The organism is Marinobacter sp. (genome assembly GCF_033722735.1).
GTDB lineage: Bacteria > Pseudomonadota > Gammaproteobacteria > Pseudomonadales > Oleiphilaceae > Marinobacter.
Map to the genome: position 1 here is coordinate 17,959 of NZ_JAWVYN010000015.1, position 23,902 is coordinate 41,860.

19 protein-coding genes are annotated in these 23,902 nt (G+C 63.7%); 7 read left to right on the plus strand and 12 right to left on the minus strand.

Annotation, left to right across the window (positions count from 1 at the left end):
- The first annotated feature begins 199 nt into the window (after nt 1-199).
- The 4 genes from glnA (at nt 200) to glnG (ending at nt 5,134) form a co-directional block, all read left to right on the plus strand.
- On the plus strand, nt 200-1,603 hold the full coding sequence (gene glnA / locus R3175_RS12050; protein ID WP_318944531.1) for a glutamate--ammonia ligase: 1,404 nt from the start codon (nt 200-202) through the stop codon (nt 1,601-1,603).
- 166 nt (nt 1,604-1,769) lie between these two features.
- Nucleotides 1,770-2,294, plus strand: coding sequence for a DUF4124 domain-containing protein (locus tag R3175_RS12055; RefSeq protein ID WP_318944532.1), 525 nt, complete (start codon nt 1,770-1,772; stop codon nt 2,292-2,294).
- A 333-nt stretch (nt 2,295-2,627) separates the two neighbouring features.
- Nucleotides 2,628-3,710: a nitrogen regulation protein NR(II) gene (gene glnL / locus R3175_RS12060; RefSeq protein WP_318944533.1), complete on the plus strand. Its 1,083-nt coding sequence runs from the start codon at nt 2,628-2,630 to the stop codon at nt 3,708-3,710.
- A complete protein-coding gene (gene glnG, locus R3175_RS12065; RefSeq protein WP_318944534.1) occupies nt 3,707-5,134 on the plus strand; it encodes a nitrogen regulation protein NR(I) in 1,428 nt (475 codons plus the stop codon). The genes glnL and glnG overlap by 4 nt, the downstream gene beginning before the upstream one ends.
- 67 nt (nt 5,135-5,201) lie before the next feature.
- On the opposite strand, the gene ssb is transcribed toward glnG, so the two are convergent.
- Both ssb and R3175_RS12075 read right to left on the minus strand, forming a co-directional pair.
- On the minus strand, nt 5,202-5,750 hold the full coding sequence (ssb, locus tag R3175_RS12070) for a single-stranded DNA-binding protein (RefSeq protein WP_318944535.1): 549 nt from the start codon (nt 5,748-5,750) through the stop codon (nt 5,202-5,204).
- A 78-nt stretch (nt 5,751-5,828) separates the two neighbouring features.
- Nucleotides 5,829-7,196 carry an MFS transporter gene (locus tag R3175_RS12075; RefSeq protein WP_318944536.1) on the minus strand — a complete coding sequence of 456 codons (1,368 nt, stop codon included), beginning with the start codon at nt 7,194-7,196 and terminating at the stop codon, nt 5,829-5,831.
- 161 nt (nt 7,197-7,357) lie between these two features.
- On the opposite strand from R3175_RS12075, the gene uvrA reads away from it, so the two are divergent.
- Nucleotides 7,358-10,198, plus strand: coding sequence for an excinuclease ABC subunit UvrA (gene uvrA / locus R3175_RS12080; protein WP_318944537.1), 2,841 nt, complete (start codon nt 7,358-7,360; stop codon nt 10,196-10,198).
- 58 nt (nt 10,199-10,256) lie between these two features.
- On the opposite strand, the gene mqo is transcribed toward uvrA, so the two are convergent.
- Nucleotides 10,257-11,744: a malate dehydrogenase (quinone) gene (mqo, locus tag R3175_RS12085; protein ID WP_318944538.1), complete on the minus strand. Its 1,488-nt coding sequence runs from the start codon at nt 11,742-11,744 to the stop codon at nt 10,257-10,259.
- Nucleotides 11,745-12,381: 637 nt separating this feature from the next.
- Between mqo and R3175_RS12090 the strand changes: the two genes are divergently transcribed.
- Complete coding sequence (locus R3175_RS12090) at nt 12,382-13,353, plus strand: calcium/sodium antiporter (protein ID WP_318944539.1); 972 nt, start codon at nt 12,382-12,384, stop codon at nt 13,351-13,353.
- 23 nt (nt 13,354-13,376) lie between these two features.
- Here the strand turns inward: R3175_RS12090 and R3175_RS12095 are convergent, their stop codons facing one another.
- From R3175_RS12095 to msrA, 3 genes are all read right to left on the minus strand, one after another.
- Complete coding sequence (locus tag R3175_RS12095) at nt 13,377-14,141, minus strand: lysophospholipid acyltransferase family protein (RefSeq protein WP_318944540.1); 765 nt, start codon at nt 14,139-14,141, stop codon at nt 13,377-13,379.
- Nucleotides 14,142-14,513: 372 nt separating this feature from the next.
- Nucleotides 14,514-14,939, minus strand: coding sequence for a peptide-methionine (R)-S-oxide reductase MsrB (msrB, locus tag R3175_RS12100; RefSeq protein WP_318944541.1), 426 nt, complete (start codon nt 14,937-14,939; stop codon nt 14,514-14,516).
- A 20-nt stretch (nt 14,940-14,959) separates the two neighbouring features.
- Nucleotides 14,960-15,598 carry a peptide-methionine (S)-S-oxide reductase MsrA gene (gene msrA, locus R3175_RS12105; RefSeq protein ID WP_318944542.1) on the minus strand — a complete coding sequence of 213 codons (639 nt, stop codon included), beginning with the start codon at nt 15,596-15,598 and terminating at the stop codon, nt 14,960-14,962.
- 240 nt (nt 15,599-15,838) lie between these two features.
- On the opposite strand from msrA, the gene R3175_RS12110 reads away from it, so the two are divergent.
- Entirely contained in the window at nt 15,839-16,813 is a 975-nt protein-coding gene (locus tag R3175_RS12110; RefSeq protein WP_318944543.1) for a metallophosphoesterase, read from the plus strand.
- An 8-nt stretch (nt 16,814-16,821) separates the two neighbouring features.
- On the opposite strand, the gene R3175_RS12115 is transcribed toward R3175_RS12110, so the two are convergent.
- The 6 genes from R3175_RS12115 to R3175_RS12140 form a co-directional block, all read right to left on the minus strand.
- Nucleotides 16,822-17,301: a CDP-archaeol synthase gene (locus R3175_RS12115; protein ID WP_318944544.1), complete on the minus strand. Its 480-nt coding sequence runs from the start codon at nt 17,299-17,301 to the stop codon at nt 16,822-16,824.
- A 36-nt stretch (nt 17,302-17,337) separates the two neighbouring features.
- On the minus strand, nt 17,338-18,720 hold the full coding sequence (locus R3175_RS12120; protein WP_318944545.1) for a class II fumarate hydratase: 1,383 nt from the start codon (nt 18,718-18,720) through the stop codon (nt 17,338-17,340).
- A 57-nt stretch (nt 18,721-18,777) separates the two neighbouring features.
- Nucleotides 18,778-19,050 carry a hypothetical protein gene (locus R3175_RS12125; RefSeq protein WP_318944546.1) on the minus strand — a complete coding sequence of 91 codons (273 nt, stop codon included), beginning with the start codon at nt 19,048-19,050 and terminating at the stop codon, nt 18,778-18,780.
- A gap of 124 nt (nt 19,051-19,174) precedes the next feature.
- Entirely contained in the window at nt 19,175-20,932 is a 1,758-nt protein-coding gene (locus R3175_RS12130) for a NahK/ErcS family hybrid sensor histidine kinase/response regulator (protein WP_318944547.1), read from the minus strand.
- Complete coding sequence (gene ercA, locus R3175_RS12135) at nt 20,916-22,079, minus strand: alcohol dehydrogenase-like regulatory protein ErcA (RefSeq protein ID WP_318944548.1); 1,164 nt, start codon at nt 22,077-22,079, stop codon at nt 20,916-20,918. Before ercA ends, R3175_RS12130 begins: the two co-directional genes overlap by 17 nt.
- Nucleotides 22,080-22,181: 102 nt before the next feature.
- Nucleotides 22,182-23,885 carry a S9 family peptidase gene (locus tag R3175_RS12140; protein WP_318944549.1) on the minus strand — a complete coding sequence of 568 codons (1,704 nt, stop codon included), beginning with the start codon at nt 23,883-23,885 and terminating at the stop codon, nt 22,182-22,184.
- Between the last annotated feature and the right edge of the window lie 17 nt (nt 23,886-23,902).

Here is a 23,902-nt window from a genome sequence, read left to right on the forward strand (position 1 = left end):
TTGCTAGCAGTTCTGCGACCAATTATAGCCGCCAGCTTTTTTTGCAGGTATGCTGATGCCGCTTCTGCTAAGCTGCGCGAACCTGAGCACAAAGGCCGGGATCAGGAACCCGACTCTGGGGTCGGTTTAACTGCAGCTATGCCCCGGCACAATGAACACCGAAATCCCGCCCTGCGGGTAAACCAACGGAGCTTGCACAATGTCCAAGACGATTGATCTGATCAAAGAGCACGAAGTTAAATGGGTCGACCTTCGATTCACTGACAGCCGTGGTAAAGAGCAACACGTAACACTGCCCGCCTCAGAAGTGGATGAAGATTTCTTCGCTGACGGCAAGATGTTCGACGGCTCTTCAATTGCTGGCTGGAAGGGCATTAACGAATCCGACATGATCCTGATGCCGGACGACAGCTCCTCTGTTCTGGATCCGTTCACCGAAGAAACCACCCTGAACATCACTTGCGACATTGTTGAGCCTTCCACCATGCAAGGCTACGAGCGTGACCCGCGCTCCGTTGCCCGTCGCGCCGAAGAGTACCTGAAGTCCACCGGCATCGCCGACGGCGCCCTGTTTGGTCCGGAGCCCGAGTTCTTCGTGTTCGATTCCGTGAAGTGGGAAGTGGACATGAAAGGTGCTGGCTACAGCATCCACTCCGAAGAAGCCGCCTGGGTATCCGGCGAAGACTTCGACCGCAACAACATCGGTCACCGTCCGGGCGTTAAAGGTGGTTACTTCCCGGTGCCGCCGGTCGACAGCCTGCACGACCTGCGTGGTGCCATGTGTGCCGCGATGGAATCCATGGGCCTGGACATCGAAGTTCACCACCACGAAGTGGGCACCGCTGGTCAGTGTGAAATCGGCGTTGGCGCCAACACCCTGGTCAAGAAGGCTGACGAAGTACAGATCCTCAAGTACTGCGTACACAACGTGGCCCACGCCTACGGCAAGACCGCGACCTTCATGCCGAAGCCGGTGGTTGGCGACAACGGTTCCGGCATGCACGTTCACATGTCCCTGAACAAGGACGGCAAGAACATCTTCGCCGGTGACGGCTACGCGGGCCTGAGCGAGACCGCCCTGTACTACATCGGCGGTATCATCAAGCACGCCAAGACCATCAACGCCTTCACCAACGCCTCCACCAACAGCTACAAGCGCCTGGTACCGGGCTTCGAAGCACCGGTTATGCTGGCCTACTCCGCCCGCAACCGCTCCGCTTCCATCCGTATCCCGTTCGTGAACAGCCCGAAAGCACGTCGTGTTGAGGTTCGTTTCCCGGATGCCTCTGCCAACCCGTACCTGGCTTTCGCGGCGATGATGATGGCCGGCCTCGACGGTATCCAGAACAAGATCCACCCGGGCGATGCCATGGACAAGGATCTGTACGACCTGCCGAAGGAAGAGGCGCTGAACATCCCGACCGTAGCCGAGACCTTCCAGGAAGCCCTGGACTGCCTGGAGAAGGATCACGAGTTCCTGACCCGTGGCGGCGTGTTCACCGAAGACATGATCGCCGGTTACATCGACCTGAAGCGCGGTGAGGTAGAGCGTCTGAACATGACCACTCACCCGGTTGAGTTCGACCTGTACTACTCTGTCTGATCCTTCGGGACTCAGTCAGCCCCGAAAGCCCCGCCCCGTGCGGGGCTTTTTTATGCGCCCGCCAAAGGCCATTAACGCTTTGTAACCATTAAGAAATTAGCCGACATTGCATTGTCTCTGACCGCTGCCGATAATCGAATCAGACCATCACAACGGACAAGACACTATGACACTCAGGTTCGGAGTTCTCGCCAGTCTGCTGGCCTTCGCCACAGCCCCAGCCACCGCCGAGATCTATCGCCAGGTGGACGCCCAGGGCAATGTGACCTATTCGGATGAACCCAGCTCCGGGGCAGAAACCGTCGAGGTTCAGCCCACCACCACCATCACCCTGCCCAAACTGGAGGATGTCACCACCCCAGGTGGTCAAACCCGGCCCCCGGAGGCCGAAAGCGACAGCTACAGCCAGATCCGCTTTGAGGCCCCCGCCAACAACGCCGCCTTCCACAGCGGCAGCGGCGACGTGGAGTTCAGGGTTTCCAGTGCCCCCGCCCTAAAACAGGGCCACCTGTATGAAATCACCCTGGATGGTCAACCGGTTGGCCAGAGTCACTCCGGCAGCGTGATGGTGCGGAACGTCTTTCGCGGGACCCACACCGCCCAGGTGCACATCATTGACGAGAATGGCGTACGGGTGAAAACCGGCGACAGCGTAACCTTCACCGTACACCGTCCCTCCGTCCTGAACTGATCCTCCCTCGCGGCTGCCCTTCCGGGCGCAGCCGCCCAGTGCCCCGCCCGGTTGTTTCGACCCATTCTCCCGGAGTCCCAGCCGATCGATGAATTCACCGGACGGAACACTGGCACCATTTTGGTGCGCTCGCACCGAATAAAAGCCATACTTTGGTCAGGCAGAGGGCGAAACCGACGCCCGGACGCAGACCTTACCGCCCTGCTGCACCAATGAATCGCGAGACCAGCGCAGTTTCAGGGCCCAAGAGCGAAGTTTTACGCACCGAATTGCTCCCACCCCCCAAAGTGGTTCGCTTTTTGCAACTTTGTTTCTCATCGCAAGGGGAACTACATGGCAACATCGACAGGCTACAAGCAGCTTCTGGACAACCTCACCACCGCCGTTCTGGTCCTTGACCCAAAACTGAACGTGCAATACCTCAATCCGTCCGCGGAAAGCCTGTTTGAAACCAGCATGACCCGGGTACAGGGCACCCCCGTTGTCGACCTGCTGGTGGAATCCGAAGAGGCGCTGGACACCCTCCACGCCGCCGCCCTCAATGGCCAGTCCTACACCAAACGGGAGGCGGAGTTCCTGCTGCCCACCGGTTCCCGCCTGACCGTGGACTACTCCATCTCACCCATCGGCCACGAACCGGGGGAGTTGTTGATGGAGATCCAGCCCCGGGACCGGCTGCTCCGGATCAGCCGTGAAGAGGACATGATATCCCAGCAGGAGACCAGCCGAATCCTGGTCAGGGGCATGGCCCACGAGATCAAGAACCCGCTGGGGGGCATCCGTGGCGCGGCACAACTGCTGGACCGGGAACTGGACAACGAGGACCAGCGCGAGTACACCCAGATCATCATCGACGAAGCCGACCGCCTGCGCAGCCTGGTGGACCGCATGCTGGGACCGAACCGCGCCCTTTCCCTGGCCCAGACCAACATTCACGAGGTGCTGGAACGGGTCAAATCCCTGCTGGAGGCGGAGAGTCGGGGGCGCATCCTGTTCCGGCGGGACTACGACCCCAGCATTCCGGAATTTCCGGGCGACAAGGAGCAGCTGATTCAGGCTTTCCTCAACATCGCCCGCAATGCCATGGAGGCGGCGTTCGAACATCAGCAGAAGGAGCCGGACTCGGCACGCCCCACCATTACCCTGCGAACCCGGGCCCTGCGCCAGTTTACCATCGGCCACCGGCGTCATCGGCTGGTCTGCCGCGTGGATGTCATCGACAACGGACCGGGCATTCCGCCGGAGCTGCTGCAGAACATTTTCTACCCCATGATCAGTGGCCGCGCCAGTGGCACCGGCCTGGGGTTATCCATCACCCAAAGTATTGTTGGCCAGCATCACGGACTTGTGGAATGTGAGAGCGAACCCGGCCAAACCGACTTCATCATCTTCCTGCCTTTGGAGGAAAAGCAATGACCCAATCGGCAAACGTCTGGATTATCGACGATGACCGAAGCATCCGCTGGGTGCTGGAGCGGGCCCTGAGCCAGGCCGGCATGCAGCCACGGGTATTTGAGGACGGCGAGAGCATCATCATGCGTCTGGACCACGAGCAGCCGGATGCCATCATCAGCGACATCCGCATGCCCGGCGTCGACGGCATCACCCTGCTCTCCAACATCGTCGAGCGGCACCCGGACATCCCGGTGATCATCATGACCGCCCATTCCGACCTGGAGAGCGCGGTGACCAGCTACCAGTCCGGTGCCTTCGAGTATCTGCCCAAACCGTTCGACGTGGACGAAGCGGTGGCCCTGGTCAAGCGCGCCGTGGCCCACAGCCATGAACGTCGGGCCACCAGTGAACCCCAGGCCGATGCCGCTCAGCGCAACACCGAGATTATCGGCGAGGCGCCGGCCATGCAGGAGGTCTTCCGGGCCATTGGCCGGCTGTCCCACTCCAACATCACCGTGCTGATCAATGGCGAGAGCGGAACCGGCAAGGAGCTGGTCGCCCAGGCGCTGCACAATCACAGTCCCCGCGCCAGCCACCCGTTCATCGCGCTCAACATGGCCGCCATCCCCAAGGATCTGATCGAATCCGAGCTGTTCGGCCATGAGAAAGGCGCCTTTACCGGAGCCGGCGCTGCCCGCCAGGGGCGCTTCGAGCAGGCCAACGGCGGCACCCTGTTCCTGGACGAGATCGGGGACATGCCCGCCGACACCCAGACCCGTCTGTTGCGGGTCCTGGCCGACGGCGAGTTCTACCGGGTCGGCGGCACCACCCCCATCAAGGTGGATGTGCGGATCATCGCCGCCACCCACCAGGACCTGGAAAGACTGGTGGAGGACGGCTCGTTCCGGGAAGACCTGTTCCACCGCCTGAACGTCATCCGCGTCCACCTGCCCAAACTGTCCGAGCGCCGGGAGGACATTCCCCGGTTGATGGACTATTTCCTCCAGCGGGCCGCCCGGGAACTGGCGGTGGAACCCAAGCTGGTCCGGCCGGAAACCGAAGAATACCTGTCCACCCTGCCCTGGCCGGGCAACGTCCGCCAGCTGGAAAACACCTGCCGCTGGCTGACGGTGATGGCCAGCGGCCGGGAGATTCACATCGACGACCTGCCGCCGGAGCTGCTGCAGCAGGCCGACACCCCCACAACCGGCCAAACCTGGCAGGAGGGCCTGCGGGGTTGGGCCGAGCAGGAACTCAAGCGGGGCCACAAGGGCATTCTCGACAGGGCGGTGCCGGAGTTCGAGCGCATCATGATCGAAACCGCCCTTAAGCACACCGGCGGCCGCCGCCGCGACGCCTCCATCCTGCTGGGCTGGGGCCGCAACACCCTGACTCGCAAGATCAACGAGCTGGGCATGGACAGCGAGGGGCATTCGGATGAGTAGGCTGGCCCTAGTTGCATAAAAAAAGCCCCCAATCATTGGGGGCCTTTTTCCGACAAATCGCTCTCGATCAGAACGGAATGTCGTCGTCGAAGTCGTCCACCGGCTCCGGCATGCCACCGGGCTGCGGTTGCTGTTGCTGCTGGGGCTGGCTGTAGCCACCGGACTGGCCGCCCTGGTAACCGCCGCCCTGCTGCTGCGGCGCAGGCTGGTTGTAGGACTGCTGCTGGGGACGGCCGGCCGGCGCACCCTGGCCCATGCCGCCTTCGCCGCCACGACTGTCGAGCATCTGCATCTGGCCGTTGATATCCACCACCACTTCCGTGGTGTAGCGGTCCTGGCCGTCCTGCCCCTGCCATTTGCGGGTCTGCAGCTTGCCCTCGATGTAGACCTTGGAGCCTTTGCGCAGGTATTGCCCCGCCACTTCAGCAATCTTGCCGAACATGACAATCCGGTGCCATTCAGTCTTGGGCACCATCTGGCCGGTCTGACGATCCTTGTAGCTTTCGTCGGTCGCCAGGTTCAGGTTAACCACCGCGTTGCCATTCGGGGTGTAGCGGGTTTCCGGGTCCTGGCCCAGATTGCCAATGAGAATAACCTTGTTAACGCCTCGTGCCATGTTTCGCTCCTGAGTCTGTCTGCTTGATCCGCCAGCCATCCGTGGCCGGCGTGGGGGTTCATAGAAAAGCGGATTGGGTTAGGAAGTACCCTGCCGGACAAAGTCAAACTCCGCAAGGGCATCCTCTTCAAACTGGGCGCGATCAACCTTGAGATAGGCGGTGTCCGTACCTTCCAGAATCACCACATCCTGCACGCCGGGCAGGTCTCGCAACAGTTCATCCACCGTATCGATCCGGCTGCGCGCACTTTCCCGCAACTTTAACACGAAACTGGTGGTATAGCTTGGCGCCGGCATGGTGACCGCCAGAAGCAGCCAGACCAGCAGGATGGCCACCATCGGCCACAGCACGCCGGTCAGACTGCCCTGCTCCAGCAGCAGCCCGCCCACGGCGCCGCCGGCGAAGGCGCCGAGGAACTGGGAAGTGGAGTAGACCCCCATCGCCGTGCCTTTGCTCGCTGCCGGCGACTCCTTGCTGATCAGCGACGGCAGGCTCGCCTCCAGCAGGTTGAAGGCCATGAAGAACAGGAACAGGATGCCCCAGGCCACACCCAGACCGGCGTTAGCCAGGCTCAGGCCGGCGGTGGCCAGGGTCAGCAGGCCGATGGCGCCGGCCAGCACCGGCTTCATCTTGCGTTTCTTCTCGCCAATGATGATGAACGGCACCATGGCGAAAAAGGAGGTCACCACCACCGTCAGGTAGAACCACCAGTGGGATTCGCTGGGCAGGCCCAGTTCGTCCTGCAGCAACAGCGGCACCACCAGGAAAATCGCCGTCAGCACCAGGTGCAGCGCAAAGATGCCAAAATCGAGCCGGAGCAGGCGGTTGTCCGTCAACACCTGGCCCAGCATGGCCCTGGCGGGCCGGGTATCGGCGCTGGCGTGATGCTGGTGGGGCGTGGGCACCAGCCGGTGAACAATCACCAGCGCCAACAGCGCCAGGGCGGCGGTGATGTAAAAAATGCCGGACAGGCCAAATACCGACCCCAGCAGCGGTCCCAGCACCAGGGAAATCGAGAACGACAGCCCGATCGAGATGCCAATGGTGGCCATGGCCTTGGTGCGCTCCTCCTCCCGGGTGAGGTCGCTGAGCAGGGCCATCAGGACACTGGCAATGGCGCCAGATCCCTGGAGTACCCGCCCGGCAATGACGCCGTAGATGGAATCCGAGCCCGCGGCCAGCAAGCTGCCGGCGGCGAACAGCACCAGCCCTATGTAGATCATGCGCTTGCGACCCACCCGGTCCGACAGCAGGCCAAACGGCACCTGCAGCAACGCCTGGCTCAGGCCATAGGCGCCGATGGCCAGCCCGATCAGCGCCGGCGTGGCAGACTCCAGGTCGTCGGCGAGCAGGACGAACACCGGCAACACCATGAACAGGCCCAGCATCCTCATGGCGTAGACGGAGGCCAGTGCGACAACGGATCGCTTTTCCAAGGCATTCATACAGCAGTGATTCCTCGAACACGGTCTCTAGTGGCAGGCAGCCCTGGGCAGGCCGCCAGGCCGGAAAGCGCGCATTGTATCAGATGGCCGGCTGACTGGGCATTGCACGGCAGCCAGCGGAACACGTTATACTTCCGCTTTTGTTTATCCCGAGGGGCGTTATGGATCATATCCAAGTAAAGGGGGCGCGGACCCACAACCTGAAGAACATCGACCTGGATATGCCAAGGGACAAGCTGATCGTGATCACCGGCCTGTCCGGCTCCGGCAAGTCCTCACTGGCCTTCGACACCCTCTATGCCGAGGGCCAGCGGCGCTACGTCGAATCGCTGTCCACCTACGCCCGCCAGTTCCTGTCGATGATGGAGAAGCCCGACGTGGACCACATCGAGGGGCTGTCGCCGGCGATCTCCATCGAGCAGAAGTCCACCTCCCACAACCCCCGCTCCACCGTCGGCACCATCACCGAGATCTACGATTACCTGCGTCTGTTGTTTGCCCGCGCCGGGGAACCCCGCTGCCCGGACCACGACCTGCCCCTGGAAGCCCAGACCGTCAGCCAGATGGTGGATCAGGTGCTGGCGTTCCCGGAAGAGAGCAAACTGATGATCCTGGCGCCGGTGATCCGCGACCGCAAGGGCGAACACCTTCAGGTCATCGATACCATGAAGAGCCAGGGCTTCATTCGCCTGCGCATCGACGGCACCGTGTATGACATCGACGACGTGCCCACCCTGGACAAGAAACGCAAGCACCAGATCGACGTGGTGGTCGACCGGTTCAAGGTCAAACCCGGCCTGGAACAGCGCCTGGCGGAAAGTTTCGAAACCGCGCTGGAGCTGGCGGATGGCATCGCCCTGGTGGCCCCCATGAGCGGCGGCGGCGAGGCGCACACCTTTTCCGCCCGCTACGCCTGCACCCAGTGCGGCTACGCCCTGAGCGAACTGGAGCCGCGCATCTTCTCCTTTAATAACCCGGCTGGGGCCTGCCCGACCTGTGATGGCCTGGGGGTGAAACAGTTCTTCGATCCGGAAAAGATCATCCAGCATCCGGAAGCCACCCTGGCGGAGGGGGCCATCAAGGGCTGGGACCGACGCGCCGTCTACTATTTCCAGCTGCTGACCAGCGTGGCGGAGCATTATGGCGTTGACCTGGACACCCCGTTTGTCGACCTGCCGGAGGACTTCCGCCAGACCCTCCTGCACGGCTCCGGGGGCGAGGACATTCCCTTCCGCTACGTCAACTCCCGCGGCCATGTGATGGAGCGGGCCCACCCCTTCGAGGGCATTCTGCCCAACCTGGAGCGGCGCTACCGGGAGACCGACTCCCAGAGCATGCGCGAGGAACTGGCCCGCAACCTCAGCCAGCAGCCCTGCAAGGACTGCCAGGGCTCGCGCCTGCGCCGCAGCGCCCGCCATGTCTTTATCGAAGGCCGCAACCTGCCGGACGTCACCCACTTACCGGTGGGCGACGCCCACCGCTACTTCGAACAGCTGAGCCTGCCCGGCCGCAAGGGCGAGATCGCCGAGAAGATCCTCAAGGAGGTGCGGGAGCGGCTAAAGTTCCTGGTCAACGTGGGCCTGGAGTACCTGACCCTGGAGCGCAGCGCCGACACCCTGTCCGGGGGCGAGGCCCAGCGCATCCGCCTGGCCAGCCAGATCGGCGCCGGCCTGGTGGGGGTGATGTACATCCTGGACGAGCCCTCCATCGGCCTGCACCAGCGGGACAACGACCGCCTGCTGGCCACCCTCACCCACCTGCGGGACCTGGGTAACACGGTGATCGTGGTGGAGCATGACGAAGACGCTATCCGCGCCGCCGACCACGTCATCGACATCGGGCCCGGCGCCGGCATCCATGGGGGCCAGGTGATTGCCCAGGGCACGCCCCAACAGATCATCGAGGCGCCGCGGTCCCTGACCGGCCAGTACCTGTCCGGGGAGAAAGAAATCGCGGTGCCCGACAGCCGTCACAGCGGCAACGGCAAGACGCTCACCCTCACCGGGGCCTGCGGCAACAACCTGCGCGACGTGACCCTCAACATACCGCTGGGCATCATGACCTGCGTGACCGGGGTGTCCGGCTCCGGCAAGTCGACCCTGATCAACGGCACCCTGTACCCAGTGGCGGCCGCCAGGCTCAACAAGGCCACCAGCCTCAATCACGAGCCCTACGGCAAGCTCACCGGCCTGGACCAGCTGGACAAGGTGATCGACATCGACCAGAGCCCCATTGGCCGCACCCCGCGCTCCAACCCAGCCACCTACACCGGCCTGTTCACGCCCATCCGTGAGCTGTTCGCCGGTACCCAGGAGGCCCGCTCCCGCGGCTACAAGCCCGGCCGCTTCAGCTTCAACGTCAAGGGCGGGCGCTGCGAGGCCTGCCAGGGCGATGGCGTGATCAAGGTGGAGATGCATTTCCTGCCAGATGTCTACGTGCCCTGCGACGTCTGCAAGGGCAAGCGCTACAACCGCGAAACCCTGGAGGTGCGCTACAAGGGCAAGAACATCCACGAGGTGCTGGAAATGACCGTGGAGGAAGGCCGGGAGTTCTTCGACGCGGTGCCCTTCATCGCCCGCAAGCTGCAGACCCTGATCGACGTGGGCCTGTCCTACATCCGCCTCGGCCAGAGCGCGGTCACCCTGTCCGGCGGCGAGGCCCAGCGGGTCAAACTGGCCAAGGAACTGTCCAAGCGCGACACCGGCAAGACCCTGTACATCCTCGACGAGCCCACCACCGGCCTGCACTTCTACGACATCCAGCAACTGCTCAACGTACTGCAGCGTTTACGAGACCACGGCAACACCATCGTGGTGATCGAGCACAACCTGGATGTGATCAAGACGGCGGACTGGATCATCGATCTGGGGCCGGAAGGGGGCTCCGGTGGCGGCCAGATCATCGCCGAGGGCACCCCGGAAGAGGTGGCCCGTGTTGATGGCTCCCACACCGGCCGTTACCTGAGGCCAATGCTGGAGAAAGGCACCGCGGTCAGTGCCTAGAGAGCCTTGGGGACGGAATCGAATTCCGTCCCCGGCCAAAGCCAGGATTCAGCGCTGGCTAGTCTTCGTTCAGTTTCAGGGTCGACAACGTTCGCTCGCGCACGCTATTGAGCAGTGCCTCGTCGTCCACCAGAGAGCGGCCGTAGGAGGGCACCAGATCGCGCATGCGCTCCGCCCACTGCGGGGAGTGCAACTTGTCGGCGAAACAGCGCTCGAGCACGTTGATCATCGCGTTGGCGGCGGTGGAGGCACCGGGGGAAGCGCCCAGCAGCGCCGCCAGTGAGCCGTCTTTCGCGGCCACGATTTCGGTGCCGAATTCCAGCTTGCCGCGACCGTTCGCATCCTTCTTGATGATCTGGACCCGCTGACCGGCGTTCTGCAGCTTCCAGTTCTTCTCTTCCGCGTCGGGGAAGAAGTTACGCAGAGCCGCTACCCGCTCGCTGTGGGACTGGAACACTTCCTTGATCAGATAACGGGTCAGATCCATGTTGTCCTTGCTCACCGACAGCATGGGCCGCAGGTTCGTGGGCTTGACCGAGCCGAACAGGTCAAACGCCGACCCCTGTTTGAGGAAACGGGTGGTGAAGCCGGCAAAGGGACCAAACAGCAGGGCCGGTTCGCCATTGATGATGCGGGTGTCCAGGTGCGGCACCGACATCGGCGGCGCGCCGATGGGCGCCTTGCCATACACCTTGGAATGGTGTCTGGCCACCACCTCCGGGTTCTGGCACACCAGCCACTGGCCGCTGACCGGGAAACCACCATAGCCCCGGGCTTCTTCAATGCCGGATTTCTGCAGCAGTGGCAGGGCACCGCCGCCGGCGCCGAGGAACACGAACCCCGCTTCCAGCTTCTTCAGCTCACCGGTCTTCTGGTTACGGACCCGGACCTTCCAGCGGCCATTGTCGCGCTGGGCCAGGTAATGCACCGGGCTGTTCAGCATCAGCTCGAAGTTGGGCTGACTCTGCAGGTACTTGACCATGCTGCGGGTCAGGGAGCCAAAATCCACGTCCGCCCCGTGCTTGATACGGGTGGCGGCCACCGGCTGATCCGGAGCCCGGTTCTTCACGATCAGGGGCATCCACTGTGCCAGCTCATCGGTGGATTCGGTGTATTCCATCTCCCGGAACAGGTGATGGGCCTTGAGTTTCTCCCAGCGACGACGCAAAAACGCAACGTCCTTCTCGCCCCAGACAAAGCTCTGGTGCGGGGTCCGGTTGATGAACGAGGCGGGATCGGGCAGCATGCCCTGCTCCACCAGGTAGGACCAGAACTGCAGGGACACTTCAAACTGGGCGTTGATCGCCAGGGCGCGATCGACCGCGACGTCGCCGTCCTCGGTTTCCGGGGTGTAATTCAGCTCGCAGTAGCCGGCGTGGCCGGTCCCTGCGTTGTTCCAACCGTCGGTGCTCTCATGGGCAACGTGATCAAGACGTTCCACCATGATGATGTCCAGGGAGGGGTCAAGCTGCCGGAGCATCATGCCGAGGGTGGCGCTCATGACACCACCGCCGACCAGCACTACATCTGCCTGTCTTGCGGCCATGGGTAATTCACCTTAACAAGTTTTTGAACCTGTCGCCCCCGGGGGGTTGCGTTGGGGGCAGATAAACAAATCGGCTCATTATCCCGTTTTTTGGCGAGATAATAAAATTGGGTCTTCAGCCAAGGCGTTCATGCGCGAATCGCCCTGTAGCACTGTGCCCAATGCCGAGGGTACACCGATATCCGGAGAATCCGGGACCAGCGCCGTTGCCGTCGGATTGTCGGACAGTATCGCAGAAATTGCCGCGCTAGGGTTAGCTCGCATCACGGCAATGAAGACAATGGCATACCAGAACAAGAACGGCATGACCCGGGAAGGCACCGACTCTCGCAGCATCCCTACGCCGGATCACACCGGGCCCGGACTACGGGAGAGCACTCCCATCCAGGCGACTGCGCGCTATTTTGTCATCCCTGACAAAGAATTTCACTGCCACTTTGGTGTCCACTCGCCAACATCGCGCCAACGGTCGCCCACGCCCCCACCACGAGGCCCTCGAGAAGCGGTTTGAGACTGCAAACAGCCCGTTTGGGGCTGACCTTTGCCACCGATATGCGGTATCTTGGCCACCAATTTCGGCCCCCGCGCTGCAACCGGGGGTGCCACCCCGCTAACTTTCACAACTGAGGCGTAACGAATGCTGCTGGCAATAACCGCCGTGATGGCAGGCCTGGTACTTCTGGTCTGGAGCGCCGACCGATTTGTGGACGGTGCCGCCGCAACCGCCAAACACCTGGGCATGCCCACCCTGTTGATCGGCATGGTGATCATCGGCTTCGGCACCTCCGCGCCGGAACTGGCGGTGTCCGCCATGGCGGCCTCCGATGGCAATCCCGGCTTGGCGCTGGGTAACGCCTACGGCTCCAACATCACCAACATCGCCCTGATCATCGGCCTGGTCGCCCTGATCAGCCCCATCGCCGTGCACTCCCAGGTGCTGCGCAAGGAACTGCCTCTACTGCTGGGATTGAGCGCCATTGCCGGCTTCCAACTGCTGGACGGAGAGCTCACCCAACTCGACGGCGGCATCCTGTTGGCGGTGTTCACGGCAGTGATGGGCTGGTCCATTGTCCAGGGCCTCCGCGGCAAGGAGGACCCCTTCGGTGGGGAAACCGAGGCGGAGCTGGTGGAACATCCCATGGCGCTGAACGCCGCCCTGGCCTGGTTGGCGGTTGGGCTGGTGCTGTTGATCGCCAGCTCCCGCCTGCTGGTCTGGGGGGCGGTCACCATTGCCCAGGGGCTGGGAGTCAGCGACCTGATCATCGGCCTGACCATTGTCGCCATCGGCACCTCGCTGCCGGAACTGGCCTCGTCCATTGCGGCGGTGAAGAAGAATGAGCACGATTTGATCCTGGGCAACATTCTCGGCTCCGGCATCTTCAACACCCTGGCCGTCGTGGGTCTGGCGGCCACCATTCACCCGCTGACGGTGGATATGGAGGTCCTCTACCGGGACTGGACCCTGATGACCGTGCTGACCGCCGCGCTGATGTTCATGAGCCTCCGGGTATTCAGCTCGGAGCGCAGCATCAGCCGCCTGGAGGGCGCGCTGTTGTTACTGACCTATGTGGGCTATACCAGCTACCTGGTGTCCACGGTCATCCTGTAAGCCCTGCCGCAGGGGCGGCCAGCTCAGGCCGCCTCGCCGTCGCCCAGCAGCCCTTCCATACTGTCACGGACCTCCGTCATCACCCGCTCCAGGTCCTGCTTGGACCTGCCGGCGGTGTCGATGGGCGTGCCGACCCGCACATCCACCGGCTGGCCCAGGTTGATCTGCCAGGTGCGTGCCGGCAGCACCCGGTGGATCCCGCGGATGGCCACCGGCACAATCACTGCTTCGGTGTCCAGGGCCAGGTGAAAGCAGCCTTTCTTGAACGACTGCAAGCGCCCATCCGGCGACCGGGTTCCTTCCGGCGCAGCCCACAGCACGATGCCGCTTTCCATCATCGTCCGCGCCTTGTTCAGGTCTTTCATGGCCTGTTGGCGATCGGCCCGGTCAATGGAGGGAAATTCCGCGGCTCTCATTGCCGTCCCCAGCAGGGGAATCCGGAACAGTTCCTTCTTGGCCAGCATGCGGATGGACCCGGGCAGGGAGACAAAACTGACCGGGATATCGTAGTGACTGGCGTGGGTGGACATGACGATATAACGACGCCCATCCCCGAAATCCGGTACTTCGCCGCGAACCGCCAGGCTGATCCGCACCAGCCGCAGCAGGGCCGCCGACCATTCCCGGCAGTACTGGTCCACAATCGGCCGGTTAAGCTGACCAAACAGCGCCCGCAACAGCACCAACAGACAATAGAGGGCGGTCAGGCCAACGGACCCCAGCACCACCCCGGCACGACGCAACAGCGTGGCCGATTCCACCAACGGGCTCATATTGAGTCGGTTCATGTACTTCCCTTTTCTCGGAGACTTCCGCCCAGATCCGGGCAGTTCTGAGCAAATACGCTGGATTATAACGTCGATAGATCATCCGGACGAATAGAATCGCCACTTGAAAAGGGTGCCAGGAGCACCGGTAGCGGCAGGCGCGCGGACATCGTCTCTTGAACAGGATTACCTCGTGGCCGTTCAGCGCTGCCAAACGCCACGGGTTACCGGAAAGGATGGGGGAAGTGATAAAGAAAAAACCGCCATCCGTGGCGGTCCATAGGCTTCCTGCCTGAGTAACGTGCGCCCCGGAGGGCCAAGCACGACAACAACGCAGTCACTAAACTCACGGTCAAGACTAGGGATCAATGATGACAACCGTATGACAGCCCGTCACTCGCTGGCCCGGAATTCCATGGCAATGGAGTTCAGACAGTAACGCTGGCCGGTTGGCGGCGGTCCGTCGGGAAATACATGGCCCAGGTGGCTGTCACAGCGGGGGCAACGGATCTCGGTACGGGTCATGCCGAGGGTACGGTCCTGCAGGTAGCGGATGTGCTCCGGGTCAAACGGCTGGAAGAAGCTTGGCCAACCGGTGCCGGAGTCGAATTTGGCCTCCGAGCTGAACAGGGGCAGCTCGCACAGCCGGCAGTAGTAGACCCCAGGCGTCTTGTTATCGAGCAGAGTGCCGCAGAAGGGCCGCTCGGTACCGTGGTCGAGCAACACGGCCCGCTCCTCGGGAGTCAGCCCGGCGGCTCGTCGGGCTATCTCGCTGTCATCCAGGGGCGTCAGGTCGTACCCTGCGGCGGAAGTTGCCATATCGGTCTCCTCTTGTTCGTTCACTGGTCTCGAAAGTCCGGTTTCAGCTGGGCCCCGAAGGCTTCCTTCAGCTTCTCCACCTTGGGCGCCGCCACCGCCAACACATAGGGCTGATGTGGATTCCGGGCCACGAAGTTCTGATGATAGCCTTCCGCCGGATAGAAGGTCTCCAGGGGCTCCAGGCTGGTCACGATGGGCGCCGGGTAGACGCCCGCCGCGTCCAATTGGCGGATGTAGGCCTCAGCAACCCGCTTTTCCTCCTCCGAGCCATAGAATACGGCAGACCGGTACTGGGGGCCCCGGTCGTTGCCCTGGTGATTGAGTTGGGTCGGATCGTGGGCCACCGAGAAGAACACCTTCAACAGCTGGCCAAAGCTGACGACGGCCGGGTCGTAGCGAACCTCCACGGCCTCCGCGTGGCCGGTGGTGCCCGAACAGACCGCCTCGTAATTGGCCGTGTCCGCGCTGCCGCCGGCGTAGCCGGAGGCGACACTCACCACCCCATCCAACGCCAGGAACACCGCCTCCACACACCAGAAACAGCCCCCCGCCAGCACCACGCTTTGCGCTTCGCCCGAGCCGGCCGGCAGATCCAGCTCGGGGTCGGGAAACCGGCTCCGGGGTACATTCATTCCGGGAATGCTGCAGGAAGTACTCATATCCGCCTCACTTGCCTATGTGGGTGATCGTGGGAGTGACAGTGTGAACGCCCTGACGGCCCCTTACCAGCTTTCCCCAGGGCGCTCCACGCCGGTCGATGTTCACAGGGAGGACCCGCGATCCCAGGCAAAGTTCCGGACGGTCTGGGCCGGGGAACATGAACATTCCCTCATCTCGGTTGCACCGAGGCGAGAGCCAACCATACTAAAAAAAGAACCAGAGCAACTCCGGGAATGCGTATGACTGCCCGAGCCCCGTCTCCTGTCTCGCAGGATGAGCTGTTGGATTACCGGTTAAGTTTGCGGCTGGGTCCGGTCCATGCCCGCCAGCGTCTGGGTATTGAACGGGAGTACGAAGCCCATGTCTTCGGCCAGGACCATCACTCTTTCCACCTGGAAAACTGGGCCTCAGCCCCTCGCCTGATCCGTTTTTGCCTGAGGGTGTCCGGCCTGCTGCACCGGGGCCAGGACAACAGCCGGGCGCTGACGGTGGTCGAGCATGGCTTCCGGGTGCCCGACCTGCCACCGGCGTTCGAGGGCTTCCGGATCCTGCATCTCAGCGATCTCCATGTCGACATGGACGAACTCAACCTGAAGGCGGTGATCGGACGGATCAGCCAGTTGGACTACGATCTGTGCGTCCTCACCGGCGACTACCGCAAGCTCACCTGGGGGCCCGTCGACGCCGCCCTGGAAGGCATGGCTCGACTGCGGGAGGCAATTCGCGGTACCCCGCTGGCCGTGCTGGGCAATCATGACAGCATCCGCATGCTGCCGCCCATGGAGGACATGGGCTACTGCATGCTGCTCAACGAGAATACGGAAATCGAGCGGGACGGCGCCTCCCTTTTTGTCGCCGGCGTGGACGATGCCCATTTCTTCAAGGTGCACAACCTGCACAAGGCCGGTGACGACATTCCCAGCGGGGCGGTCAGCATTCTGCTCAGCCACACCCCGGAAATCTGGCGGGAAGCCGCCCACGCCGGCTACGACCTGTTCCTGTGCGGGCATACCCACGGCGGTCAGATCTGCCTGCCCGGGGGCATACCGGTCACCCTCGATTCCAGTTGTCCGCGGTCCCTCGGACGGGGTTACTGGCACTATAACGGCATGCAGGGTTATACCTCCCCCGGCTGCGGCACCTCGGTGGTCAACGTCCGCCTCAACTGCCCACCGGAGATCACCCTGCACACCCTCACCCGCGGCCCAGTCTGAAAAGACCTTCAGTGAGGGTGACGGCGGATGCCGAGCCGGTACAGCCACGGCGAGAAGACGATATTGGCGCCGCTGAAGACCGCCACCACCAGCAACGCCTGCAACCAGGTGACCGGCAGCACCAGCACCGCAAACACCATCGGCAGGGCGGCCTCGGGCAGCTGATCCAGCCCCAGGGCGCGGGCACTGGAGGCCAGTCCCATCCGGCGTTTGATGAAGCTGCTGAGCAGATCCCCTCCCAGGGCCAGCAACCCAAACACCAGTCCAAAGCCGACGCCCAGCCCCACCAGCACGGCCAACAGGGTACAGGCCAGGCTGCCGGTGACCAGGCCCCGCCAGGTCTTGCTGCTGCCGAACAGAGGCTGCCCGTCCCGCCAGGGCCGGCCGCCATCCAACGGCGCCGACCAACGCCCGTCCAGCAGACGATGGGCGAGGACTGGCACGCCATTGGCCAGCACCAGCATCGCGAACAGGGTTAGCAGTAACACCCGCAGTCCTCCAGCGCTGGCAGCCCGGCTGGAACCTCAGCCCTCGGCGACTCCGCCGCGGGTCAGCTTCAGCGGATCCAGCAACTGTTCCAGGCGAGCCCGGTCCAAGCCGGACCGTTCCTCCGCCACGTCGATGATCGGCCGCCCCGTCCGGTAGGCCTCCTTGGCGATATCCGCGGCCAGTTCATAACCAATCTCCGGGTTGAGCGCCGTTACCAGCACCGGGTTCTTGCCCACGGCGGCCTCCAGCGTCTCGGCGTTCACGGTGAAATCCCGCAGCGCCTTGTCCGCCAGGTTGCTGGCAGCGTTGGTCAGCAACCCGATCATCTCCAGCAGGTTGGCCCCCACCAGCGGCAGCATGACATTGAGCTGGAAATTGCCGGACTGGCCAGCCACCACCACCGCGCTGTCCAGCCCCATGACCTGAGCGGCCACCATGGCCACCGACTCCGGGATCACCGGGTTGACCTTGCCCGGCATGATGCTGCTGCCCGGTTGCAACGCCGGCAGGCTGATTTCCGCCAGGCCATGAATCGGCCCGCTGTTCATCCAGCGCAGGTCGTTGGCGATCTTGGCCATCACCACCGCCGCCCCCCGCAGCTGCGCCGACAGGTGCACCGGGGCATCCACCGCGCTCTGGGCGACAAACTTGTGCTCCAGCGCAGAGAAGGAAAAGCCGGTGGCGGCACGCAGGAAGCGGACAAACTGCTCCGGAAACTCCGCCAGCGCGTTCACCCCGGTGCCCACGGCGGTTCCGCCCTGGGGGATCGCCAGCAGGTCCTCGATTGCGTGTTCCACCCGTTTCTCGGCGGCGTACAGTTGCTCCCGCCAGGTACGCAGCTCCTGGCCCAGGGTAACCGGCATGGCGTCCATCAGGTGGGTGCGGCCGGTCTTGACCTGGTCGTTGAACGTCGCCTCCCGCTCGTAGATCACCCCCCGCAAGTGGGACAGGGCCGGCAGCAGCCGGTGCTGGGCCTCGGTGACCGCGCTGACGTGAATGGCGGTGGGGATCACGTCGTTGGAGCTCTGGCTCATGTTGACGTGATCGTTGGGGTGCACACTGTGCCCCTGCCCCCGGGCCAGGTTGGCGAGCACTTCGTTGACGTTCATGTTGGTGCTGGTGCCGGAACCGGTCTGGTAGCGATCCACCGGAAACTGGTCGGCGTGCAGGCCCTCCAGCACCTCGTCACAGGCGGCCAGGATGGCATCCCGCAACGCCACATCCAGCAGGCCCAGGCTGGTATTGGCTTCCGCCGCGGCCCGCTTGACCTGCACCACGGCGTGAATGAAGGCGGCCGGCATGGGCTGGCCGCTGATTGGAAAGTTTTCAATCGCCCGCTGGGTCTGGGCCGCCCACAGGGCCTGGGCCGGGACCTGCACCTCCCCCAGACTGTCGGACTCGGTTCTGTAATCGGTCATGACAACCTCCCTTTCGCCACCGCTATCCGCCGTCGGCCCGATGGCGGGTTGGGGACACTAGTGTTTGAGCCGGACGTGGTCACAGATCCCGGTGATCTGCTCGAAATTGAGGATCAGCGTATGCACGGTATTGGTGTAGGTATCGTGCAGGTGAAACTTGAAGCGTTTCTGGGGCTCCCCCTGCAAAAAGGCATCATACTCCCGCACCAGTTCCCGGACGTCACCACCGGAATCGCGGGTCCAGGTGGCGTTGAAGGGTCCCAGGACAGCGCCTCCGGCCAGGCAGACGGTCACTTCATGATTGGTCAGGGCGTTTTCCGAAGTCGGCATTACACTCTCCTCCACACATTCTCGACAGTCACCCTTCAGGAACCCCAAAGGCTCCTGTGGTTTCTACAGTGTAGGTCAGAATTGGGAGGAAGCTCGGGGCACCTCGGCATATCGCCGGAAAGGCCTATTCGGCGGCGACTGGCGAGGATACCAGGCTGGTGAGCAGCGCCCGCAGGCGATTGGGCTTGACCGGCTTGTTCAGCACCGGCAGGGACTGGGCCTGCAGCAGCCGGCGACAGGCATCGCTGCGGTCTGCGGTGATGATGGCCGCGGGGATGCCCGTCTGGCAGTGGTGACGGACCGCATAAATCGCCTCACAACCGGTCAGGTCGTTATCCAGGTGGAAGTCCGCCAGTATGGCGTCCGGCACCACCTTTTCGTCACGGCACTGCGTCAGCGCCTCGTCGGTATCGGTCGCCAACAGCACCCGACAGCCCCAGCGTTCGAGCAGGGCCTGCATACTCACCAGGATATCCGGCTCGTTGTCGATGACCAGCACCACCGTCTCTTCCAGGGTATGGGCGAGCACCGCTTCCCTGGCCGGTGCCGCCGGGGTAGCAAGTTGCTGGGCCGTACTGTCTATGGGCAGGGACAAGCGGAAACGGGAGCCCTTGCCGGGGGTCGAGGTCACCTGAATCTGGCAGCCCAGAACCCGGGCCATGCGATCGACAATCGCCAGCCCCAGGCCGACGCCTTTGCGGCCTTTGCCCGCCTGGGGCAGTTGGTGGAACTCGGTGAAAACGTCTTCCAGCTTGTCCGGCGCAATGCCTACCCCGGTATCCCAGACCTCCAGGTCGAGTCGGTCCCGGCGTCGGCGCATGGCCAGCAGCACCCGACCTTGCGGGGTATAGCGCAGGGCATTGCTGAGCAGGTTGCGCAGAATCCGGGTCATCATGCGGGGATCGGTACGGGCGGTAACCGCACGATGCCGGACCCGGAAGGCCAGGCCGGCATCCCGGGCCACGGGCTCGAATTCCTCCCCCAGTCCCTGCACCAGCTCGCCAACGTCGACAGGGACCAGGTCCGGTTTCATCGCCTGCTGATCCAGCTTGGAGATGTCCAGCAAATCGGCAAGCAGATCCTCGGCCCCTTCCAGCGCCCGATGGACCCGGTCCACCAGGTGGCTCTCCCGGTCCGGCAGGTCACTGTCCTGCAACGATGACACCAGCAGGCGGGCGGCATTGAGCGGCTGCAGCAGGTCATGGCTGGCGGCGGCCAGGTACTTGTCCTTGCTGCGGTTGGCTTCCTTGGCGGCTTCCACCGCCACCACCAGTTCCTGCTCGACCTTTTTCCGCTCGGCAATCTGGTAGCGCAGGTCCTCGTTGGCGGACTTCAGCGCCCGGGTCCGCTCATCCACCCGGTGTTCCAGCTCGGCGTTGAGCTGTTCCAGGCGCTTGCGGGCTTCCACCCGCTCGGTGATGTCGAGTACAAAGGCTTCCACCACTTCCGCCCCCAGATCGGGGCGACGCAGCAGGGTGACGGCCACATCCACCGGCTGGCCATCGGCCCGACGCAGCCGTACTTCCCGGGCAACCACCCGGTCGAAGTCCATCAGCTCCTCGCGCAGGCCGTCAAACTCGCCGATGGTGTAGAACAGCTGTTCCCGCAGTCGGCGTACCCGTTTCTTCAGATCCTCCGGCCCGGCGTACCCGCAAATCTTGGCCATGGCCGGGTTCAGGACCAGGAACCCGCCGCGCAGGTCGCCCTGGAAAATGCCGTGCAGGGCATTCTCGAACAGCCACTTGTAGCGGTTTTTCTCCCGCTCCAGCTCGTCGATCCGTGCCTGCAGCTCGGGGTAGTAATTCTTGCGAACCGAGTGGGACCCCAGCCCCAGCAGGTCGCCAACATCGTAGTCGCTGTGCTCGTCAGAGTGCTTCTTCATAGACCACTTCAACATCCCGCCGGGATGACTTGCGAGGGTTGGTCATGATGCAGGGGTCCTTCATGGCGAACTGGGACAGGTACGGGATGTCGGAATTGGACACCCCCAACTGCCCCAACTTGCCTTCCAGCCCCACCGCCCGCTTGAGTTCGACAATCCGCGCCATCAGCCGCTTCTTGACCTCGGCAGAGTTCATGCCACGGGTATCGATGCCCATGGTGTCGGCCACCAGCCGGAAGCGCTCCGGCGCGGACTGGAAGTTGTAGGCCACCACATGCTCCAACAGCAGCGAGTTGCACTGGCCATGGGGGAGGTCCAGATACCCCCCCAGGCTGTGGGACATGGCATGCACCGCCCCGAGAATGGCATTGGAGAACGCCAGCCCCGCCTGCATGGAAGCCAGCATGATGTGTTCCCGCAGCTGGGCGTCGGTGGGCCGCTGCAGCAGCGGTTCCAGGTGCCGGTTGATCAGGCGGATGGCCTCCAGGGCGTGGCTGTCGGTGAGCGGGCCGCTGCCGGTGGAGACGAACGCCTCGATGGCGTGCACCAGGGCATCCACACCGGTGCAGGCGGTCAGGAAGTCATCCATGGTCTGGGTCACTTCCGGGTCGATCAGCGATACATCCGGCACCACCGCCTTGCTGATGATGGAGAATTTGAAGCGCCGCGCCCGGTCGGAGATGATCGCAAACTGAGAGACGTCCGCCGACGTACCGGCCGTGGTGGGAATCAGGATCAACGGCGGCGATGGCATCCGGATGGTGTCCACCCCCTCAAACTCGAGGATGTTGCGATCATGGGCGATGACAATGCCGACGCCCTTGGCACAATCCATCGGGCTGCCCCCCCCAACCGCCACAATGACGTCACACTGCCTGGAGCGGTACAGTTCGGCCCCGGTCATCACCTCTTCCGACCGCGGGTTGGGCGAAACATCGGTAAAGACGGTGCATTCGAAGCCCTCCTCCCGCAGCAGCCCTTCGATCTCCGCCACCCAGCCTGCGGCGGCCACCCCCGGATCAGACACCAGGAACACATGGCGAGCGCCATAGTTGCTGGCAAAGTTGGCGACCGACTTGCGGGCACCGGCACCGAAGACGATTTCCGGCGAGACAAACTTGCGCAGAGACGAGATATCGTGACTCATGGGTGCTCTCTGATAATTATTATTGTCAATCGATGCGCCCCAGTCCCTGGCCTTGCGCGGTACCCTTCAGAGTTTAACTCATGTTGTCATGGGGTTCATTGGTCACGCCCATTGCTGACGGTAGAACGCCAGCAGTTTCGCCAACATAGCCGCCTGGTTACGCCGGAGACGGAAGCCGTGACCTTCCTCGGGAAAGAGATGGACCTCGGCCGGCACGCCCGCCTGTGCCATGGCGGCGGCCATGCGTTCGGTCTGCTCCGGCACCACCACCGAGTCCCGACCGCCCTGGAAAAACACCACCGGCCCGCGGATCCGGTGGGCCTGCAATACCGGCGTTCGCGCCCGCCAGCGTTGAGGGTGCTGCCGCGGATCCCCCAGCAGCCAGTCGAGATAGCCGGATTCGAATCGGTGGGTCTGCGCTCGCAAGGGGCCCGGGTCGCTGACTCCGAACAGACTGGCGCCGGCCCGGAACCGGTTGCTGCGGACCATGGCCATCAGCGCCGTGTAGCCGCCGGCGCTGCGGCCCTGGATAAACAGTCGCCGGCGATCAGCCAGCCCACGGTCCACCAGGTGATCGGCGGCAGCGATGGCGTCCTCAACGTCCAGACACCCCCACTGCCCCGCCAGCGCCAGCCGACAGGCCCGGCCGGCCCCGCTGCTGCCGCGGTAATTCACCTCCGCCACGGCAAAGCCCTGCTGGCACCAGAACTGGATCTGGGGGTTGAACGCCGGGTAGGCCGCCGAGGTGGGGCCGCCATGCAGGTTGACGATCAGCGGTGGCGGGTCGGACGAAGCCGGGGTCGCCGGTGGATAGTAAAAACCGGACGCCACCGGCCCGTTGACGTCCCGCTCACCCGGCAGCTGGAACGGCCGGGGGCGGCTGAGCGAGGTCGCCGGCACCAGCCGCTCGCCTCCCGCCAGCACCATCACTTCGGGCCGATCCGGGTGCCGCGTGTCCAGTGCTACCACACAGGTTGCGGTATCGACGCGGCTGGCCAGGGCATAGAGCCGCCCCCGGTAGACCTGCAGGCCGCGGAAATCGACACACTCCGGCGCCACCCGACGCGGAGTGGCGCCCGCCTGAGCGCTCAGCCACAGTTCGCCCACGCCCTGGTGGTAACACACCCGGGCCCAGCCGCCATCGGGCAGGGCCCGGTGATGGGACTCGGCCAGCTGCCAGGGGGCGTTGGCATGATCCGCCGGTCGTTCGGTCAATGGCAACCAGCCAGGCTCCCGCCCCTGCCCATCCACCTCGTAGGGCTGCCACCAGCCTCCGTGGTCTGACAGCACCCACAACCGGCTACCGGCAAAGGTGGGCTGCTGGACCGAGGCTGGTTCCGGAGTCGGCACCGGCATGGGGGCCAACAGCTCGCCGCGGCGACCCACCTCCGCCAGCCACAGGGTGGATACCTGCCAGGGCATGGCGGGCAGCGCCCAGCTGACCCAGGCCAGATGCCGACCATCGGCGGAGACCGCCGGCGCAGAATAGAAGTCGGCGCCGGCGTGCAAGACGGTCACCCGACCATCCAGCGCCACCGCCACCAGTTCCTGACCCGGCTCCCTGCCGGCCGTTGCCAGCCATTCCCGCACGGCCAGCACCCGCGTCCCCACCGGGTCGGCCACCAGGCCGCCGTAGCGGGCGCCGTCGGTGCGGGTCAGCGGGGCAATGGCACCGGTTTCCGGGTCGATGCGGTCAATCTGCTGGGTCTCGGCGTTCACACCAAACAGTTCGGTCTCGAAGGCGCACAACGCGCCGCCACCGTAGCCGTTAACCTGGGAACGCAGGCTGTAGCCTGCCGGGGTCACACAGCGGGTGCCCCCGG

Bases quoted from the DNA above. Each gene is read 5' to 3' on its own strand.
- glnA (WP_318944531.1), top strand. From the start codon at position 200: ATGTCCAAGACGATTGATCTGATCAAAGAGCACGAAGTTAAATGGGTC.
- R3175_RS12055 (WP_318944532.1), top strand. From the start codon at position 1,770: ATGACACTCAGGTTCGGAGTTCTCGCCAGTCTGCTGGCCTTCGCCACA.
- glnL (WP_318944533.1), top strand. From the start codon at position 2,628: ATGGCAACATCGACAGGCTACAAGCAGCTTCTGGACAACCTCACCACC.
- glnG (WP_318944534.1), top strand. From the start codon at position 3,707: ATGACCCAATCGGCAAACGTCTGGATTATCGACGATGACCGAAGCATC.
- ssb (WP_318944535.1), bottom strand. From the start codon at position 5,750: ATGGCACGAGGCGTTAACAAGGTTATTCTCATTGGCAATCTGGGCCAG.
- R3175_RS12075 (WP_318944536.1), bottom strand. From the start codon at position 7,196: ATGAATGCCTTGGAAAAGCGATCCGTTGTCGCACTGGCCTCCGTCTAC.
- uvrA (WP_318944537.1), top strand. From the start codon at position 7,358: ATGGATCATATCCAAGTAAAGGGGGCGCGGACCCACAACCTGAAGAAC.
- mqo (WP_318944538.1), bottom strand. From the start codon at position 11,744: ATGGCCGCAAGACAGGCAGATGTAGTGCTGGTCGGCGGTGGTGTCATG.
- R3175_RS12090 (WP_318944539.1), top strand. From the start codon at position 12,382: ATGCTGCTGGCAATAACCGCCGTGATGGCAGGCCTGGTACTTCTGGTC.
- R3175_RS12095 (WP_318944540.1), bottom strand. From the start codon at position 14,141: ATGAACCGACTCAATATGAGCCCGTTGGTGGAATCGGCCACGCTGTTG.
- msrB (WP_318944541.1), bottom strand. From the start codon at position 14,939: ATGGCAACTTCCGCCGCAGGGTACGACCTGACGCCCCTGGATGACAGC.
- msrA (WP_318944542.1), bottom strand. From the start codon at position 15,598: ATGAGTACTTCCTGCAGCATTCCCGGAATGAATGTACCCCGGAGCCGG.
- R3175_RS12110 (WP_318944543.1), top strand. From the start codon at position 15,839: ATGACTGCCCGAGCCCCGTCTCCTGTCTCGCAGGATGAGCTGTTGGAT.
- R3175_RS12120 (WP_318944545.1), bottom strand. From the start codon at position 18,720: ATGACCGATTACAGAACCGAGTCCGACAGTCTGGGGGAGGTGCAGGTC.
- R3175_RS12125 (WP_318944546.1), bottom strand. From the start codon at position 19,050: ATGCCGACTTCGGAAAACGCCCTGACCAATCATGAAGTGACCGTCTGC.
- R3175_RS12130 (WP_318944547.1), bottom strand. From the start codon at position 20,932: ATGAAGAAGCACTCTGACGAGCACAGCGACTACGATGTTGGCGACCTG.
- ercA (WP_318944548.1), bottom strand. From the start codon at position 22,079: ATGAGTCACGATATCTCGTCTCTGCGCAAGTTTGTCTCGCCGGAAATC.